Annotated in this window: 18 protein-coding genes; 5 read left to right on the top strand and 13 right to left on the bottom strand. The window is 67.4% G+C overall.

All coding sequences use genetic code 11. The features are described from left to right. Positions 1 to 63 precede the first annotated feature (63 nt). Both IPM43_03015 and IPM43_03020 read right to left on the bottom strand, forming a co-directional pair. Positions 64 to 2,199 (bottom strand): hypothetical protein, encoded by a 2,136-nt coding sequence (locus tag IPM43_03015; protein QQS25365.1) that lies wholly within the window; start codon positions 2,197 to 2,199, stop codon positions 64 to 66. Beyond that, a complete protein-coding gene (locus IPM43_03020) occupies positions 2,189 to 2,668 on the bottom strand; it encodes a sigma-70 family RNA polymerase sigma factor (protein ID QQS25366.1) in 480 nt (159 codons plus the stop codon). Before IPM43_03020 ends, IPM43_03015 begins: the two co-directional genes overlap by 11 nt. Positions 2,669 to 2,804: 136 nt before the next feature. Between IPM43_03020 and IPM43_03025 the strand changes: the two genes are divergently transcribed. Further along, on the top strand, positions 2,805 to 3,266 hold the full coding sequence (locus IPM43_03025) for a GyrI-like domain-containing protein (protein ID QQS25367.1): 462 nt from the start codon (positions 2,805 to 2,807) through the stop codon (positions 3,264 to 3,266). A gap of 18 nt (positions 3,267 to 3,284) precedes the next feature. On the opposite strand, the gene IPM43_03030 is transcribed toward IPM43_03025, so the two are convergent. Further along, positions 3,285 to 3,869, bottom strand: coding sequence for a hypothetical protein (locus IPM43_03030; GenBank protein ID QQS25368.1), 585 nt, complete (start codon positions 3,867 to 3,869; stop codon positions 3,285 to 3,287). A gap of 116 nt (positions 3,870 to 3,985) precedes the next feature. On the opposite strand from IPM43_03030, the gene IPM43_03035 reads away from it, so the two are divergent. Both IPM43_03035 and IPM43_03040 read left to right on the top strand, forming a co-directional pair. Then, positions 3,986 to 5,362, top strand: a complete 1,377-nt coding sequence (locus IPM43_03035) for a hypothetical protein (protein ID QQS25369.1) — start codon at positions 3,986 to 3,988, stop codon at positions 5,360 to 5,362. Beyond that, positions 5,359 to 6,006 (top strand): response regulator transcription factor, encoded by a 648-nt coding sequence (locus IPM43_03040; GenBank protein ID QQS25370.1) that lies wholly within the window; start codon positions 5,359 to 5,361, stop codon positions 6,004 to 6,006. Before IPM43_03035 ends, IPM43_03040 begins: the two co-directional genes overlap by 4 nt. Here IPM43_03040 and IPM43_03045 read toward each other — a convergent pair. The 4 genes from IPM43_03045 to IPM43_03060 form a co-directional block, all read right to left on the bottom strand. Next, positions 6,003 to 6,428, bottom strand: a complete 426-nt coding sequence (locus IPM43_03045; GenBank protein ID QQS25371.1) for an arsenate reductase ArsC — start codon at positions 6,426 to 6,428, stop codon at positions 6,003 to 6,005. The two genes, IPM43_03040 and IPM43_03045, sit on opposite strands and share 4 nt — an antisense overlap. A gap of 30 nt (positions 6,429 to 6,458) precedes the next feature. Beyond that, on the bottom strand, positions 6,459 to 7,112 hold the full coding sequence (locus IPM43_03050; protein QQS25372.1) for a GAP family protein: 654 nt from the start codon (positions 7,110 to 7,112) through the stop codon (positions 6,459 to 6,461). A gap of 108 nt (positions 7,113 to 7,220) precedes the next feature. Next, positions 7,221 to 7,619, bottom strand: a complete 399-nt coding sequence (locus IPM43_03055; protein ID QQS25373.1) for an SHOCT domain-containing protein — start codon at positions 7,617 to 7,619, stop codon at positions 7,221 to 7,223. Positions 7,620 to 7,675: 56 nt separating this feature from the next. Next, the gene (locus IPM43_03060; protein QQS25374.1) at positions 7,676 to 8,095 is read right to left on the bottom strand and encodes a hypothetical protein; all 420 of its coding nucleotides are present in this window, start codon (positions 8,093 to 8,095) and stop codon (positions 7,676 to 7,678) included. Between the two features lie 113 nt (positions 8,096 to 8,208). Between IPM43_03060 and IPM43_03065 the strand changes: the two genes are divergently transcribed. Next, a complete protein-coding gene (locus tag IPM43_03065) occupies positions 8,209 to 9,651 on the top strand; it encodes a sulfatase (GenBank protein ID QQS25375.1) in 1,443 nt (480 codons plus the stop codon). Between the two features lie 95 nt (positions 9,652 to 9,746). Here the strand turns inward: IPM43_03065 and IPM43_03070 are convergent, their stop codons facing one another. From IPM43_03070 to IPM43_03085, 4 genes are all read right to left on the bottom strand, one after another. Then, positions 9,747 to 10,709 (bottom strand): DUF542 domain-containing protein, encoded by a 963-nt coding sequence (locus IPM43_03070; GenBank protein ID QQS25376.1) that lies wholly within the window; start codon positions 10,707 to 10,709, stop codon positions 9,747 to 9,749. Between the two features lie 137 nt (positions 10,710 to 10,846). Next, complete coding sequence (locus tag IPM43_03075) at positions 10,847 to 11,272, bottom strand: DUF1801 domain-containing protein (GenBank protein QQS25377.1); 426 nt, start codon at positions 11,270 to 11,272, stop codon at positions 10,847 to 10,849. A 4-nt stretch (positions 11,273 to 11,276) separates the two neighbouring features. Then, entirely contained in the window at positions 11,277 to 11,987 is a 711-nt protein-coding gene (locus tag IPM43_03080; GenBank protein ID QQS25378.1) for a hypothetical protein, read from the bottom strand. Positions 11,988 to 12,166: 179 nt separating this feature from the next. Further along, positions 12,167 to 13,846 carry an N-6 DNA methylase gene (locus tag IPM43_03085; GenBank protein QQS25379.1) on the bottom strand — a complete coding sequence of 560 codons (1,680 nt, stop codon included), beginning with the start codon at positions 13,844 to 13,846 and terminating at the stop codon, positions 12,167 to 12,169. Positions 13,847 to 14,058: 212 nt separating this feature from the next. Between IPM43_03085 and IPM43_03090 the strand changes: the two genes are divergently transcribed. Further along, positions 14,059 to 15,042 (top strand): phosphotransferase, encoded by a 984-nt coding sequence (locus IPM43_03090; protein ID QQS25380.1) that lies wholly within the window; start codon positions 14,059 to 14,061, stop codon positions 15,040 to 15,042. Here the strand turns inward: IPM43_03090 and IPM43_03095 are convergent. Continuing rightward, the gene (locus IPM43_03095) at positions 15,029 to 15,799 is read right to left on the bottom strand and encodes an SDR family oxidoreductase (GenBank protein ID QQS25381.1); all 771 of its coding nucleotides are present in this window, start codon (positions 15,797 to 15,799) and stop codon (positions 15,029 to 15,031) included. The two genes, IPM43_03090 and IPM43_03095, sit on opposite strands and share 14 nt — an antisense overlap. Positions 15,800 to 15,811: 12 nt before the next feature. Beyond that, positions 15,812 to 16,210: a DUF302 domain-containing protein gene (locus tag IPM43_03100; protein QQS25382.1), complete on the bottom strand. Its 399-nt coding sequence runs from the start codon at positions 16,208 to 16,210 to the stop codon at positions 15,812 to 15,814. Between the last annotated feature and the right edge of the window lie 41 nt (positions 16,211 to 16,251).

Raw genomic sequence — 16,251 nt, forward strand, 5'->3', positions numbered from 1 at the left:
CCGCTGCGATTCCTACCGGTCTGTGTAGGTGGCGCATGTCGTTCCTTCTCCTTGGTGGGGCTGTCAGCCAGCGACGAACTCGACGGACTCCACGATGGGTGCCGCCTCTTCGAGCGCACGGTCGAAGTCGGTCTCGGGAGCGATGACCGCGATCGTCAGGACCTGGGGTCTCCAGTTCGAAGCCGACTGCCAGGCCGACTCGGGATAGTCGACCATGTACAGGCGCATCCTCCACGGTGGCTCGCCGGCGTCGCCACGGGTGTACGACCACAACCAGTAGCAGAGCTCTTCTTCGTTGAATGCCATGTCGACCTGCAACCCGTCGATACCTGCGACGCTCACAGGCACCGGTTCGGTCGCCTCGAAGTCGGGGTCGGCCTCGATGCTGCGAGCCAGCGCCGTGGCGTCGGCGGCTGCTGCGGGAGCGGTTCCGGCCCGGCAGTCCTCTCGACCGTCGGGAAGGGGATCCTCCGCGATGACGACGCGGCCGCCACTCGCAGTCAGCTCGATCTCGATCCTGCCGTCGCCGCTGGTGGCCAACGGAGGAGCGGTGAAGGTCAACGTGCCTTCGAACTCGCTGTGCGGCACGGCCACGGGCTCGCCGTTCTCCGTCGTCGGGTCTTCGCCGAAGGCAAATCCGTAGATCAGTCCGAGCTGCCCCTCACGGAGGACGACGTGGAAGAGCTGGTCGACCACCGTCTCGTCCTCGGCGAAGAGCTGGACCTTGTACTCCCTCCAACCGGTCGGCCACTCCGGGCCCTGAAGCATCTGGGGGCGCGTGAATCGCTCGTAGGGGACCCCGCTGGTGGTGGCGTACAAGAGCGGCGCCACCAGCTCCAACTGCCCTGGCTCGGTGAGCAGGTACTGCTCCGCGCCTTGACCGTCGACCCGGGCTTGTAGGAATGCCTCCAGGAACGCGGTGACATCGTCTTCGGGTGGCGGCACGACCTGTCGGACCTGCCCCAAGTCGGGGTAGAGGAGCCAGAAGAGCGGTCCCTCCGACGGGGACTGCAGGATCTCCCATTGCTCCACCACCCAGATCCCTGAAGCACCCCGACGCTCAGGCTGGGTCAGACTGAGCATGACCGTCTCGTACGTCAATTCGTCGATCGTCGGCGCACACCCACGGATCTCGGGAGGCATCGCCGCGTACAGAGTCGCCAGGGGGTTCGTCTGCCCCGGCGCACAACGGATCAACAAGGTCTCGGCGTACCCACCTCCTCCGTCGTAGTACGCGGTTCCGCGCGGCAGGTAGTCCTCCCAGCCGAGCCCCTCCTTGATGAACCTGGTGAGGATCTGCGCCTGCCACGGCTCCTGGTCGGGAGAGGATTGGGCGAAGAGCTGCCAGCTGTAGGTGGGGTCCGCGGCGTCGGCGGACTCCTGGGCGGCACGCACCTCATCGAGCGTCGACTGAGGCCACATCCCGCCCGACGTCGCCGACCCAAGTGCGGGGACCGTCGCCCGCGCCGACTCTGTTGCGGGAACCGTGGTCTGCTCCGGGACGGTCGTTCCGTCGTTCGAGCCCACGCGCCGCCACACGACTCCGAACGGGTCGGTCAGTTCATCCGCTACCGAGTTGCGAAAGAAGGTGTAGTCGGCAAGGTCCGCTTGGGGCGGGAGCCCGATAGCGGGCGTGGTCCCGTCGTCACAGGTCAGCTCGGGCTGGGCGATGACCAGCCGATCGTCGGTCTCCAGCAGCCCGGTGCCGGCGATGGTGGCCGCCGCCCCGGCACACGCAGCGGTGGCGACGTCGTCGCGCACGACCACCTCGTACTCGTCACCCGAGCGCACGATCTGCATCGTCTGGGAAGAACCATCGGTGTCGGTCGACACCCAGGAACCCACGAATGGCTCGGGCGGCCGAATCGGCGCAGCGGGGTCGGTAGAGACCGACGGTGTCGTTTCCGGGTTCGTCGCCGCCGGATCGGGACCGCTGGCCGGCCACTGGGCCAGGGCCACGACACCCGCCACGACCAACGCAATACACGCTGCCGCGACCAGCCAACGCTGTCCCGAACGAGTCGACCGCGGCTCGGCGCGCCGGCGATGACTCGTCGCCGCTGGGTCGATCATGTGATCGACGGGCTGGGAACGGGTGGCCATCGTCCGTTCCAGCACCTCGGCGACATCGACATGGGCGATCGACTCGCCCCACGCGGTGCCGAGCCGAGCGAGCTCGGATTCCACGTCAACCGGCATCGCACACCACCAGTTCGTCTCGAAGATGCTTCAGCGCCCGGGACAGATGCTCACGAGCGGTCGACACTGTGATGTCGAGCAGCTTGGCCACCTCGGACTGCGACCAGCCGAAGGCATGAACCAGCACCACGACGGTGCGTTGCTGCTCGGACAGGCGCCTCAAGGCAGGCAGCAATCCGGGATCGACATCCACCAGGGGGGCCTCCTCGCTCGTCGTCGCCGAAAGCGGGATCGCCCGCGAGGTGTAGCGCCGAGTGGCGCTCTGGCCGACCCGGTACAAGTAGCCGAGCTTGTTGTCGATCGGACCCAGTCGGTCCCAGTGCTCCCACGCCCAACTCAGCGCGTCGACCGTCGCCTCACGCCCGTCCCGGGGGCCATAGGCCGACACCAGCGCCTGTAGCAGCCGCGGTTCGACCTCGCGTACGAACCCCGCGAACTCCGACCTTTCCAGGCTCGGCTGCGAACCCACTGCCATCAACCCTAAGACCCACCACTCGGCCCAATTCGCGACAGGCACCCAACACTTCTCCCACCCAACCGGGCGCGCTCTGCGTGGGCGATACTGAAGCGACCGGGTGGTTGCGAGCGAGCAGAGGAGGGCACTGATGGTGGACTGCGAAGTGGTGACGATCGAGCCACAGCAGGCTGCAGTGGTTCGCGGCGAACTGCCGGTGGACCAACTGCCATCGTTGTTCGACCGGGCGTTCCACCTGGTCCTCGAGGTGGTTCAATCCCAGGGCCTGGAAGTCATTGGGCCCCCGTTCGGCTTCTATCCGAGGATGCCGGGCGAGACCGTCGAGGTTGCCGCTGGCTTTCCCGTCTCGGGGCCGATCTCGCCAACCGGGGAGGTCACCGCTCTAGTACTGCCCGGCGGGCGAGCGGTGATGGCCATCCACGTGGGCAGCTACGACGGACTGGCGCAGACGTACGAGGAGCTCGCGGCCTGGCTGCAGTCCCGCGGGCTCGAAGGCGGCACGCAGCTGTGGGAGTCGTACCTCAGCGATCCAGCCACCGAGCCGGACCCCGCGACGTGGCGGACGCAGATCACCTGGCCGCTGGGAGAATGAGGCGAGGAAGCTCAACCGTCACCGCGGCGCGCGAGCGGGTGCATCGGTCCGCCTGAAGGCGAGCGGGACGAGGCCGAGGACGAGACAGACGTTCACCAGGATTGCGAGCCAACCGACGTTGCGGATATGGGCGACCGGCCAGGCGACGCCGGCAACGCCGACGAGCCACGCCGGGACGCGTTGCCCGATGCGGGCGAGCACGATGGCGCCGAGGACGAATCCTGCTGGGCAGAACAGCCCGAGCGGTTTGATGATGGCGCCGACACCGTCGGTGTCGACGAGATCGACGGCGCCGAGGGAGACGTGAATCGTGTTGAAGCCGTAGGCCACGTTGCCGCAGGCACCGACGATGCCGACGAACAACGTGGCAGCAGCCAGCCACCCGGTGGCCCAACTGGCGAGGCGCACGAGGACGAAGGCGTAGGCGATCGCGCCGAGCACATGAACGCCCGCGGCATCGGCGTCGTCCCACCCGCGCACCGCGTACATCGCGTCAGCGGTGAGGTACAGAAGGGGCGCGACTACCAGCGCGCCAGTCAGCAGAAGATCGGTCGGGGTTCGACGGGTCGTCGAGGAGATGTCCGTGACATCGAGCAAAGTCATGCGGGAAGTGTCCACGGCGACGTCGCGCCTCGCATCGGGGTGAACGCTGCGACTCTTCGAGGGTTAACCCCGAAGCCGTCGCTACTGGGTTCTGCCAACATCTGCTGGTGCGGCGGATGAGTTTGATCCCCGGAGCGACGGTCGCGATCGTCGTCGTCGGGTTTCTCGCCGGGTCGCCGGGCGACAACCTGCACAACGGTCTGCTGGCGCTGTCGTTCGCGGTGGTCGGCGAGATCGTGCTGCGCCACCGTCCCGGCCAGCGCGAGGCGATGTTGTTTCTCGCCACCGGTGCGGCGCAGGCGGTGGTCTTCCTCGGCAGGCAGGTGGGCGGTCAGCCGAATCCAGGCATCGGGAGAGAGGCTGCGCAGTGGATCGCCTGGCTCGGCGTCTGGACACTCCCGTTGGTGCTCGTGCTCGTCGGTCTGACGATCATGTCGTTCCCGGACGGTTGGCTGCCGGGCCGCCCCTGGCGGGTGACGTTTCGGGTGATGGTCATATTCGGATCGGCGCTGGCGTTGATGTCGGCGCTGTGGCCCGTCGACTACGACCGTGCCGGCATCGTGGCCGATCACCCGTTCCAACTGGGGGGAGCCGACACGGCCGAGAAGATCTTCGAGCGGGCGTTGCCGGTGGTGTTCACCGCGTTCCAGTTGGTGTGGGTGGCGTGCGTGGTCACCCGGTACCGGCGAGCGTCCCCCGCCGAAGCCCGCCAACTGCGGTGGCTCGTCGCCTCGGCCGCGATGAGCGTCGTCGCGCTCGTCGGTGGTTTGGTCCTCGCAGGTTCGCCTCAGGCCGGGCTGCTGACGGCCACGTTCATTCCGATTGCCTGCGGCGCCGCGATCGTCGAAGCGTCGTACGAGTCGTTGGTGCGTGAGGTGCAATCGGCCGCGACCCGCGTCGTCGCCGCGGAAGACGAGGCCCGCCGCCGGATCGAACGCGATCTGCACGACGGAGCCCAGCACCGCCTCGTCGTCGTCGGCATGGAGCTGGGACGCGTCGTCGAACGCGCCGAGCAACACGGCGATCCCGAGCTCTCCGATGCTGCGCAGGCCGCTCGCCACCAGCTGATGGAGGCGACGGCCGAACTACGCGAGCTCGCCCGCGGGATCCACCCATCGGTGCTCACCAACGACGGCCTGGCCGCCGCGTTGGCTTCGCTCGCCGATCGGTCGCCACTCCCCGTCGAGCTGGACGTCGAACTCCCCGGCCGAGCTGCGCCCCAAGCCGAGGCCACGGCCTACTTCGTCGCCAGCGAGGCATTGACGAACTCCGCCCGACACAGTCGTGCGACACGGGCCACGGTCCGGGTCGTCGACAACGGCTCCACACTCGACGTCGAGGTCAGCGACAACGGTTGCGGCGGCGCCGCGCTCGGCACCGGCCTCGGTGGTCTCATCGATCGAGTCACCTCGCTCGGCGGCAGCTTCGTCCTCGACAGCCCGCCCGGCGGGGGCACTCGCCTCAGCGTGCAGATCCCGAGCGCTTCAACGTGACCCGCGTCGCGATCGCCGACGACTCGGTGCTGTTCCGCGAAGGTGTCGCCCGCATCCTGGGCGAATCCGGCTTCGAAGTCGTCGGCCTCGCCGGCGACGTCGACTCGCTGGTCGATCTCGTCGCGCAGAGCCGACCCGACGTCGCCGTCATCGACCTACGTATGCCTCCGAACTTCTCCGCCGAGGGGCTAGAGGCAGCAACGCTCATCCGACAGATCGCTCCCGAGGTCGGCCTGCTGCTGCTGTCCCAGTACGTCGAAGCCCACCATGCCTTGCGCCTGATGAACGACTTCGAGCGCGGTGTCGGGTATCTCCTGAAGGACCGGGTGAGCGACCTGGCCGGGTTCCGCAACGACGTGAAGCGGGTGGCCGCCGGCGACATCATCATCGACCCTGAACTCGTGCGCCGGCTCGTCGCCCGCCAGCGCCAGCACGACCCCATCGACACACTCACACCGCGCGAGCGTTCCGTGCTGGCGCTGATGGCCCAGGGTCTCTCCAACAGCGCCCTGTCCGAGACACTGCACCTCAGCGTCAAGACGATCGAGGCGCACGTCCGCAGCATCTTCTTGAAGCTCGGCCTCGAGCTGGACGAACGCGAGCACCGGCGTGTGCTGGCCGTCCTCGCCTTCCTGCGCAGCTAAGCCTGGGTGGGGGCGAGTTCGTCGACGAGTTGCCTGACGAGGTCGTCGATCTGGTCGCGGATGACGCGGACGGCGTCGAGCCCTTGCCCGGCGGGGTCTTCCAGCTTCCAATCGAGGTATCGCTTGCCGGGATAGAACGGGCATTCGTCGCCGCAGCCCATGGTGATGACGACATCGGAGGCCTCGACGGCAGAGTCGGTGAGCTTCTTCGGCGTCGCCCCATCGGCGTGCAGGTCGATCCCGATCTCGTTCATGGCTTCGACGACGGCGGGGTTGATGCGGTCGGCGGGTGCGGTGCCAGCGGAGCGGACGATGATCCGATCACCGGCATGGTGCCGAAGGAGCGCGGCGGCCATCTGTGATCGTCCAGCGTTGTGGACGCAGACGAAGAGCACTTCGGGCGGGTTGGCGAGCTCAGGCATCGGTGCTCCGGGAGGGTGCGGGGGCAGAGGTTACCGGCCGAGTCCGATGAGACCGTCGCCGAGCACCTTGGCGCCCAGGATCAACAGGACGAAGACCGTGATCACGGTGCTGTTCGCCACCATGAACCCGCGCACGCTGTCGAGCAACGACACCCCCCGCTGCCCGCCGAGCAAGCGGACCACGACCGCGCCGACGACCGTGCACGAGCCGACCGCCACGAACACGACGACAGCCACGACGAGTTGTGTGCCGTGCACCCCGGTCTCGACGACCGACGTCGCGGCGGCGGCGGCGAGCACGAAGTTCTTCGGATTGGCGCCTGCCAGCAACGCGCCGAGCACCAATGCCTTGCCGGGCCCCGCCGTGTCGAGTGACGACATCCAGGTAGGAGCGTCCACGACATCGCCGGGTCGCGGTCGATGCCACCACTTCCGTATCCCCAGGCCGACAAGCGTCGCTCCCGCGACCACGCGTCCCCAGTCGGCGATTGCCGACGAGGTGCTATCGGGATCGTCCGCACCGCCGAACACGATCGCGACGACGGCGGTCACCACCGACAGGCCGACGAGCCAGCCGAGGGTGAACAGCGGGCCGTTGAGACGACCGTGCGGTCCGGCCAGGACGAGCACGATGCCGATGACCGGGAACGGGCTGAGCGCGATCGCCAGAGCTGCTGGCAACACGGTACCGATCGCCTGAAGAAGCACGACGAGCCCTCCGTCGGGAGACGCCGGCCCATCCGGCGCTCCCGCACGATAAGGCCCGCGATGTTCGAGCGCGCGGCCCGCAGCTCAGCCGGCCAGCAGCCGCGCTTTCGCCGCGGCGAACTCGTCGTCGGACAGCAGCCCGTTGGCGCGCATGTCGGCCAGCTGCTGCAGCTGCGCCATCATGTCGTTCCCGCCAGCTGCTGGAGCCGCCGGCGCCGGTGCAGGAGCGGGGGCCGCAGCGGCAGGGGCCGCCGGCGGTGGCATCTGCTGGGCTGCCAGCTGCGCCTGCATCGCCGCCATCTGCGCCTGCATCTCGGCGGTGTCGGCCTGGGCCTGGAAGGCTGCTTGCTGGGCTGCAGCCTGCGACTGCTGCGCATTCGCCGCTGCAGCTTGCTTCTGTTGCGACTTCGCGGTGACCGCGTTGGCCGTACCTACCACGACGGCGGTGCGCGCCATCGTGCCCACTAGTCCTGGGCGTCCCATTCTTCGACGCATCTGTCATGTCCTCCTCGGTCGTTGGTCGGGTTTGATCGATCGGTTCAGGCCGACGCGACGATCTCGTCGATGACGGCGCCGGGCACCCGGAAGCTCAGGGCGAGCTCGCCGCCGGAGTCGGCGATCGCGTCACGCAGCGGCTTCGACCAAGCGTGCTCGATCACGAGGAGCCCAGCCGAGCAGTTCGGCTCGAGGCCGGCGGCGAACTCGCGCACGTCGTCGTCGGAGATGAACGCGTTCTCCTCGCCGAACAGACTGGCGAGCCGCGCGACGTCGTCGTCGGCATCGAGCTGGTCGAACTCGAGGAAGGTGACCTCGCCGTCGGCATCTTTCAAGATCAGCAGCGCGTCGACGACGTTGATCGTGTTCTGTTCGATCAGCCGGGTGATCTCCGGGATGATCTGGCCATTGAACTGGTTGCCGGGGAACGAGATCATCAGGACTTCGATGGGGCCGAGCGGCATGGCGGATCCTCCGTGTCACGCGTCGGAGCACATCCGACGGGCGACCAACCTACTCGCGTTCTCGACACACATCTCGTCGAACGCCGAAACCCCCGAGCGCGTTACCGTGCGGCGTGGCCGAGAACGCGAGCGGAGCCGACGGGAACGCTGAGCGGCGGCGGCGACCGAACGTCGTACTCATCAACTGCGACGACCTCGGCTACGGCGATCTCGGCTGCTACGGCTCGACGCTCAACGCGACACCGGCGATCGATCGGCTGGCCGCGGAAGGACTACGCTTCACCTCCTTCTACATGGCATCGCCGGTGTGCTCACCGTCGCGTGGCGCGATGCTGACCGGCTGCTACCCACCGCGGATCGGTTTCGGGTCGTTCGACGGGTTCCCGGTGCTGTTTCCCGGTCATGCCCTCGGCCTGCCGCCGTCGGAGATCAGCCTCGCGGCGATGCTCTCGGCCGCCGGGTACCGCACCCAGATGATCGGAAAGTGGCACTGCGGCGACCAGCCGGAGTTCCTGCCGACGAACCACGGTTTCGACCACTACTTCGGCCTTCCGTACAGCAACGACATGGGGCGTCAGGTCGATACACCGTCGTTCTTCCCCGAGATGCCCCCGCTCCCGCTGATGAACGACGACGAGGTGATCGAACAGCAGCCGGATCAGGCGTCGCTGACCGAGCGGTACGTCACGGAGGCCGTCCGTTTCATGCGTTCGGGCGGGCACGAGCCGTTCTTCCTCTACTTCGCCCACATGTACGTGCACACCCCGATCTACGTGCAGCCGCGCTTCGCCGACACGTCACGAAACGGCCCCTACGGCGCCGCGGTCGAGGCGATCGATTGGGCGACGGCGGCGCTGGTGCACGAGCTCGACGCGCTCGGCCTGGGTGACGACACGATCGTGATCTTCACGAGCGACAACGGCTCGCTCGGCAACAACCCTGCGCCCGTGGGCGGTGACGGCAGCCTGCTCGGTGGCAGCAACGAACCACTGCGCGGGCACAAGGGCCAGACGTGGGAAGGTGGCCAGCGGGTGCCGGCCATCGTGCGTTGGCCCTGCCGGATCGCCCCAGGCCGGGTGAGCGACACGGTCGTGTCGTCGCTCGATCTGTACCCCACGCTCGCCGCGTGCTGCGGGGCTCGCGTGCCCGACGATCGCACCATCGACGGTCGCGACATCACCTCGCTGCTGGTCGACGAGTCGGCGACCTCACCGCTCGACGAGTTCCTCTACTACTGGATGAACGACCTGGAAGCGATCCGTGTCGGCCGGTGGAAGCTGCACTTCGCGAAGCGCGGGATCGAGATGTGCGAGCTCTACGACCTCGACACCGACATCGCGGAGACGACCGACGTCGCCGATGCCAGGCCCGACGTGGTCCGTGACCTCACGGAGCGGGCGGAGAGGGCGCGCAACTCGCTCGGCGACGCACGGCTCGAACGCATCGGCAGCGACGTCCGCCCGATCGGGCGCGTGGCCGAGCCCCAGCAACTGACGACGTTCGATGCAGACCACCCGTACTACATGGCCGAATACGACCTGAGCGACCGGGGCTGACGCCCTACTTGGTACTCACGCTCGCGTTCTCGGTCGGATCAGTCGCGCTATGTGTCACAAATCCGACCGAGAACGCGAGGGCTTGGCCGCAGCCTTCATCCCCTGCGCAGGGCGGGGATCAGCACGTTGCTCTCCTTGTGCACGTGCAGGTGCGTGTCAGCCTCTAGCTCGGCCAGCGCTCGATAGCTGGCGACATAGGTGGCGCACCCGTCCTCCGGGACGACATAGCCGCCGGTCACGGCCCGCAGCTGCTCGAGCAGGCCACCGACCGTCTCGTGCTCGTCCGCGAGCTGGTCGAACTGCTCGGCCAGCTCGGCGACGTCGGCTCGCTGCCCGGGCGATGCGGCCGCGAATCGACGGATCTCGGGGAACAGGACCTGCTCCTCCTGGACCAGATGCGGTTCGAGGTCGGCGCGCAACTGGTTGTAGAGGTGCTGGACCTCGGCCAGTTCGGGGTGCCGTTCACCGTGGACCGTGACGATCTTGTCGACCAGCGCGCTGATGCGCGAGAGCTCGGCCCACAGGTAGCCGTGGTGGACGGTCTCGATGTGGTCGATCAGGTCGGCTGGGCCGAGCGAGGCCCAAGCAGCCGGCGGTTCGTCGACACGGGCGGCCGACAGCTCGTCGGCGACCACTTGTGGGTCGAGGCCCACGTCATCAGCCGACTCGGCGAGTGTCCGCGCGCCGTGGCAGCAGTAGTCGAGGCCAAGCCGCTCGAGTTCGGCGGCCAGCGACGGGTGGAGCGTGACGATGTCGCCGAGCGTCATCGCCGGGTCGATGTAGTGCGGGGCGTCTCGGTGATGGATGCACGTCGACGTCGCGACCGGGTCGAGAGGCACCATCCGGATCTCGTTGGAGAACATCTCGATGCCATGCAGCCGGTTGCGCACGGTCCCGACGATCACATCGAGCGCGGCGGCGTCGTGGTCGATCTCGATGCACGGCCCGTCGATCGATCCGTGCACCTCTCGGACCCCTTCGACGAGCGCGAGGGCATCGAGCGTCTCGTTGAAGCAGTTCGGGCAGTTGGCCCCGTCAATGCGAAGCGAGGTTTGCATCGTCGCCCTTCTTCCAGGTGAGGAGTTGGCGCCCAGCCTACCCGCCCAGCAGAGGTATTTCTAGTGTCCGCTGTATTTATCGCGCCGCCGAGTCCGTCCTGCCCTCAAGTTCTCGGTCGGATGAGTCGCGCTATGTGTCACAAATCCGACCGAGAACGCGGCGGCTTGCGCGATGAGTTCAGGGTGGCGGCGGCGCGGATCAGCTCCTGAAGGGCCTTCTCGTCGAGCGATTCGCCCTCGTGGATGTCGATCGCTCGCCTGGTGTTCCCTTCGAGGCTCGAGTTGAAGAGGCCGGTGGGGTCCTCCAGGGACGCCCCCTTGGCGAACGTCAGCTTCACCACCGACTTGTACGTCTCGCCGGTGCAGAGGATCCCGCCGCGTGACCACACGGGTACACCTCGCCACTTCCACTCCTCGACCACGTCGGGGACCGCTTGCTGGACCAGCGAGCGGACGCGGGCCAGCATCTCGCCGCGCCAGTCGCCGAGCTCGTCGATCCTCGCGTCGATGAGCTGAGCGGCAGATGCGTCGTCGTTCGGCGACGTGCCGGACTTGTTCTCCATCGAGCTAGTCCCTTCGGGCGATTGCGCGCAGATCGGTGCATGCACGGTAGAGGATGCGTTCGAGCTCGAGATCTGCGGGCACGCCACCTCTACGTCGATAGCTGGGCTGCGAGCGGCCATCGGGCTCGTAGCAGTAGACGCCTACGGAATCGACTACCTGCTGAGCGGTATGTGCCCATTGGACCGTCCGCAAGAAGTCCGCCTCGCTGATCACCCGCACCGCCATGAAGAAGTAGATCTTCGGATTGGTCGATCTCAGCCAGGTCGTGAGGTCACCACCGGCCGGCCCGGTAGACGTGCCGACCCCCTCGGCAGTGCGAAGTCGGCTGTACTCACCTTTCAGGTCGATCGATTTGAACGCCAGCTCCTTCACACGCTTGTCGAGATCGGCGGAGCCGGGCCTGCCGCTTGGACCTTGCCGGGGGCTGTTGACGTGCCGCGGGGTGCCCGTCATCTTGGCTTCGAGCAGGAACTCGACAGGACCCGTCGCCGGGTACACCCCGTCGAGGTTGTGCTTGCGGACGATGAGGCCGGGCACGAGGTTGCGGATGTAGAGGGTCTCCACGCCGGAGCAGTTCTCGAGCAGCAGTGCGAGAAAGTCGTTGAAGAAGTCGCCCTTGCCGTTCTGCAGATCTGCGGACAGCTGGGACTTCTCCGCGTCGGCCATGTCGGTTCGCCCCGCGGTCGCGGCAACGGAAGCGTCGAACGCCGACATCGCCTCGAGGAATCCAGCCTCGACCTGGTTCCAACTCTGGGCTCCATCCGCTCTAGCCCGCTGGTACAGGTCGTAGAGCGGCCTGCAGCGGGGATTCGTGGCGACGAGAGTGCTGGTGCGCCTCCCGATCGGTACGGCGACCGGAGTAGATGCTGCTGTCACCTGGGAAACCGGGTCGGTCACGGGTTACCCGCACGGCGAAGTGCCATAGGGTCGATGCAGTAGAGCGCCGCGGCGACCTCGGTCGCTTTCGAGCGATCGCGAGCCCGGAAGGCCGCTGCGAGTTCCTCCGCTGCCGCGGGCCCGATATCGCCGGGTGGCGGGACACGGATCTTGCGGAGGTATTGCGCCTGGAAGCGGTAGCAGCCGCCGCGCATCTTCACGCAGTAGGTGCCGACGAAGAGGTTCGTAACGTCGGATAACAGGAGCCCGCCGAGCACTTCAAGATCCCATCTGGCGGACGTGACGACGTACAGGTTGTGGTGCGGGTAGTAGCTCCCATCATCGAGGACGGGGTGCGAGGCGGCCTTGATATCCGGGAGCAGGAGCTTGCGCTGATGTTGGAGGCCCGGCGTCACGCGATCGATGGTCCGAAACCACTCGTCGGGCCGCCGTCGAGCGACATGGCGGCTTCGTACAGCCAGGCTATGACGGTCGAGATGGGCGGCGAGTCGAGGGTGCGCAGCCAGGTCGACAAGTCCCCCCTCGTCCCACGGGTTGATGAGGTATTCGCCCGACCAGCGGACAGCTCCTGTGACGATGTCGCGCGCCCGTAGCAGCGGAAGCAGTCGCTGCTGTTCCACTAGCTCCGTGTCCGTTGTGATGAACACATCGTCAGCACCCGTGGCGATGCCGATTCCCACCTTGGTGCCGGTCTGCGGGTCCTCGAGGGTGGGAAACTCGCGCTCGAGCTGAGCTACTAGGGCGAGAGCTTCGGGTGAGCCGGCGGGCCAGTGATCTCGTCCTGAGGACCAGCTCGTGAGCTTCGCGGCGGCGAAGTCCTTCGTGGAGCGGTTGGTCGCCTTGGGCTCGCCGACCCATCGCTTGAACGTAGCCACGTTCGCCGGACCGAACGTCGGGGTGGTGTCGGCGATGACGACGCGGGTCTGCGGCGCGCGTCGTAGAACGGTGATTGCGGGGTACGCGGACACGCAGAGCTCGAAGGCGTCGACGTCGTGCATCTTCACCACAGTGTCGACCGCGTAGTCGCGAGTAATGAGCTCACGGAGGTCCGCCCCGTACTGGTTGTGCATCCAGCGGTCGGCGCAGATGAACGCGAGAGCTCCACCTGGCCTTAGCAACGATAGACCACGCTCGAAAAACCCGACGTAGAGGTCACTGCGCCCGCGCATCGTCGTGCACGCGGCGCGATATGCCTGCATCGTCGCCACATCGACCTGCTCGAGACGGACGTAGGGCGGATTGCCGACCACAAAGTCGGCTCCCGCCGGCAGCTCGTCGAGCAAGAAGTCGCCGGCGCGCACCCATGTCGACGCAAGCTCTGTGGCCACATCGACTGGGACGCCAGCGTCAACGAGCAGCGACTCGACCTCCTTGCGGGCGCGCTCGGCATTGGCTGGCAGAAGGTCGAAGGCAGCGATTTGGCTGCGGCAGTCGCCAATGTGCTCGACGCCCACTGACTGAAGCAGCCGCTCCACGATCGGGACGAGAAAGCCGCCGGTTCCGCACGAAGGTTCGATCACGACCTTCGAGGCCAGCGATTCGCCGACTTCGTAGCCGGCCAGATCAAGGATCAACTCGGCAACCCAGCGGCGGGTGAAGACCTCGCCGTGGTTACTTCGAGGGCCGTCCGAGAACTGGTCGGCAGCTAACAGTGACAATTGCTCTCCTCCGGGCATAGGCCGGTCCTCCGTAAACTACATGGGCGTCATTCCGACTGGGACGACCGTAGACGTGGGGTGTCGCGGCGAATCGGAGGAAGCCAAGGTGGGAGCGAAGCTCGCTCGTGAGGCGGGGCGCGACGGGCCAAGCGGGTGTCGTGGCTAGACCGTCGATCACGCGGCCGTCGAGGCTTGGAGCCGGTCGCCCGCGCGACGCGCGAGCCTGGCGCATGCCCGACGGCGCGACGACCGACGCCTTGCTCGCCGCGCTGCGTCGCCAGACGAATCGACCCGAGCTGTCGTGGGCCGTCCGACCCGAACCGCTCACCGGTGGCTTCTGGGCGGAGATGTACGTCGTCGAGCTCGCCGACCCGCCGGCCGAGCTGCAGGGACGCCTCGTCGCCCGGATCATGCCGGAACCGGCCACCGCTGCGTACGAGACAGCCGTGCAGCGCCACCTGATGCGATGCGGCTTCCCGGTGGCATCGATCCGCTGTGCCGGGGCGCCGAGCAGCGAGCTCGATCGCGGGTGGAGCTTGATGGACTTCGCCCCTGGGCAGCCACTGTTCGCCGGACTTCGCGTCGCGCAGCCCGCCAGTCTGCTGCGCAGGCTGCCCGACCTGCTGGCCGAGGCCGCCGCCACGCTCCACCGGTGCCCGCCGGAGGAGTTGCGCCGCGAGCTCACCGGCAACGTCCGCCAGGCCGACATCGTCGCCTTCTTGGGGCGACTCGCTACGGCCGCCGAGGCCGTCGGGCGTCCCGACTTGCAGACCGCGGCGGAACGCCTGGCGGCCACTGCGCACGAGACACGAGTCATCTGCCACGGCGACCTCCACCCCCTCAACCTGCTCGTCGACGGTGACCGGTGGACGCTGATCGACTGGCCCTCGTCGGTGCTGGCCGACCCGCACTACGACCTGGCGTTCACCGATCTCCTGCTGGCGAACCCTCCGCTCGGCGGTTCTGCACCGATGCGCGCCGGCACTCGCGTGATCGGCAGACGGATTGCGAGGCGGTTCCTGCGCACCTACCAACACCGCAGCGGCCTACGCGTCGACGCCGCCCGGCTCGACTGGGGACACCGCGCCCATGCGCTGCGTGCCCTCGTCGACCTCGCGACCTGGGAAGCCAACGACGACCTCGCCTCGCACCGTGGGCATCCGTGGTTCACGATGCGGCCCCTGTTCGAGGCGAAGTTGGCTACGCGACGGTGAGCCCGCCGTCGATTACCAGTTGGGTACCGGTGACCATCCGGGAGTCGTCGCTCGCCAGGTACACCATGCCGTCGACGACCTCTTCGGGGGTCACGAAGCGGCCGAAGGGGACGTTCGTGTTCAGCAGGTCGGCCACCGCTTGGGGATCGATGCCGCCGCCGCCCATCATCCCGGCGAGGCGATCCATCATCTCGCTCTTCACCATGCCCGGGTGGATCGTGTTCACTCGGATCCCGCGGGCTGCGCATTCGACGGCAAGGGTGCGCATGGTGCCGATCACCGCATGCTTGCTGGTGACGTAGGCGATCATGTTCGGGCTGCCGGCAAGGCCCGCCACCGACGACGTGATCACGATGCTGCCACCGTCGTTCATCGTCGGCAGGACGTACTTCGCCCCGAGGTAGACACCGGTGACGTTGACCTCCATCACCTTCGTGAACATCTCGTCGGGGAAGTCGGTCACCGGGGCGAACCCGCCTTCGATCCCGGCGTTGTTCAGGAAGACGTCGACCTTGCCGAAGGCCGCCGCCGTCGCCTCGGCGTACGCACGAACTGACTCCGGGTCGGTCACGTCGGCGGTCACGCCGATCACTCTGTCGCCGGCATCGAGCTCGGCGACCGCCTCGTCGAGTCGTCCACGATCGACGTCGACCAGGCTGATCCCGCGAGCGCCTTCCGCGAGGAACCGTCGGGCAGCGGCAAGACCGATGACTCCCGCACCCCCGGTGATCAGGGCCGTCTTCCCCTCAAGTCGCATGCCGGAACCCTGTCACACCGGCTGAGCCGGCGCGGCGTCGGCGACCTCGTCGATCGCCTGACGTAGCCGCGCCGAAACCTCACCGCCGAGCTCGGCGAAGGCCGGATCGTCCATCAGCTCGAGCGGGTCGACGGCGGAGACCATCACTCCCCCGGCCACGGCTTCGACGACGACGTTGCACGGCAAGAGCAGGCTCACCGACGGGTCGAGCTCCAGCGCGCGCTGCGCGAACCCGGGATTGCACGCACCGAGGATCTTGAGGAAGGGCCGCTCGACACCGAGCTTGGCCTTGAAGACGGCGGCGACGTCGATCTCGGTGAGGACACCGAAGCCCTGGTTGGCCAAAGCCGAGCGGACAGCGGCCTCGGCGTTCTCGGGCGACAGTGCGGTGACGGTGCTGATCGAGTTCATGTACCGACTATATACCCCCGGGGGTATGACTACGACCAGCC

It is taken from the genome of Actinomycetota bacterium (assembly GCA_016700055.1).
Lineage (GTDB): Bacteria > Actinomycetota > Acidimicrobiia > Acidimicrobiales > Ilumatobacteraceae > Kalu-18.

Excerpts from the sequence above, each read along its gene's own strand:
- IPM43_03015 (QQS25365.1), bottom strand. The coding sequence starts at position 2,199 with ATGCCGGTTGACGTGGAATCCGAGCTCGCTCGGCTCGGCACCGCGTGG.
- IPM43_03025 (QQS25367.1), top strand. The coding sequence starts at position 2,805 with ATGGTGGACTGCGAAGTGGTGACGATCGAGCCACAGCAGGCTGCAGTG.
- IPM43_03030 (QQS25368.1), bottom strand. The coding sequence starts at position 3,869 with ATGACTTTGCTCGATGTCACGGACATCTCCTCGACGACCCGTCGAACC.
- IPM43_03035 (QQS25369.1), top strand. The coding sequence starts at position 3,986 with ATGAGTTTGATCCCCGGAGCGACGGTCGCGATCGTCGTCGTCGGGTTT.
- IPM43_03045 (QQS25371.1), bottom strand. The coding sequence starts at position 6,428 with ATGCCTGAGCTCGCCAACCCGCCCGAAGTGCTCTTCGTCTGCGTCCAC.
- IPM43_03055 (QQS25373.1), bottom strand. The coding sequence starts at position 7,619 with ATGGGACGCCCAGGACTAGTGGGCACGATGGCGCGCACCGCCGTCGTG.
- IPM43_03060 (QQS25374.1), bottom strand. The coding sequence starts at position 8,095 with ATGCCGCTCGGCCCCATCGAAGTCCTGATGATCTCGTTCCCCGGCAAC.
- IPM43_03070 (QQS25376.1), bottom strand. The coding sequence starts at position 10,709 with ATGCAAACCTCGCTTCGCATTGACGGGGCCAACTGCCCGAACTGCTTC.
- IPM43_03075 (QQS25377.1), bottom strand. The coding sequence starts at position 11,272 with ATGGAGAACAAGTCCGGCACGTCGCCGAACGACGACGCATCTGCCGCT.
- IPM43_03080 (QQS25378.1), bottom strand. The coding sequence starts at position 11,987 with ATGTCGGCGTTCGACGCTTCCGTTGCCGCGACCGCGGGGCGAACCGAC.
- IPM43_03085 (QQS25379.1), bottom strand. The coding sequence starts at position 13,846 with ATGCCCGGAGGAGAGCAATTGTCACTGTTAGCTGCCGACCAGTTCTCG.
- IPM43_03090 (QQS25380.1), top strand. The coding sequence starts at position 14,059 with ATGCCCGACGGCGCGACGACCGACGCCTTGCTCGCCGCGCTGCGTCGC.
- IPM43_03095 (QQS25381.1), bottom strand. The coding sequence starts at position 15,799 with ATGCGACTTGAGGGGAAGACGGCCCTGATCACCGGGGGTGCGGGAGTC.
- IPM43_03100 (QQS25382.1), bottom strand. The coding sequence starts at position 16,210 with ATGAACTCGATCAGCACCGTCACCGCACTGTCGCCCGAGAACGCCGAG.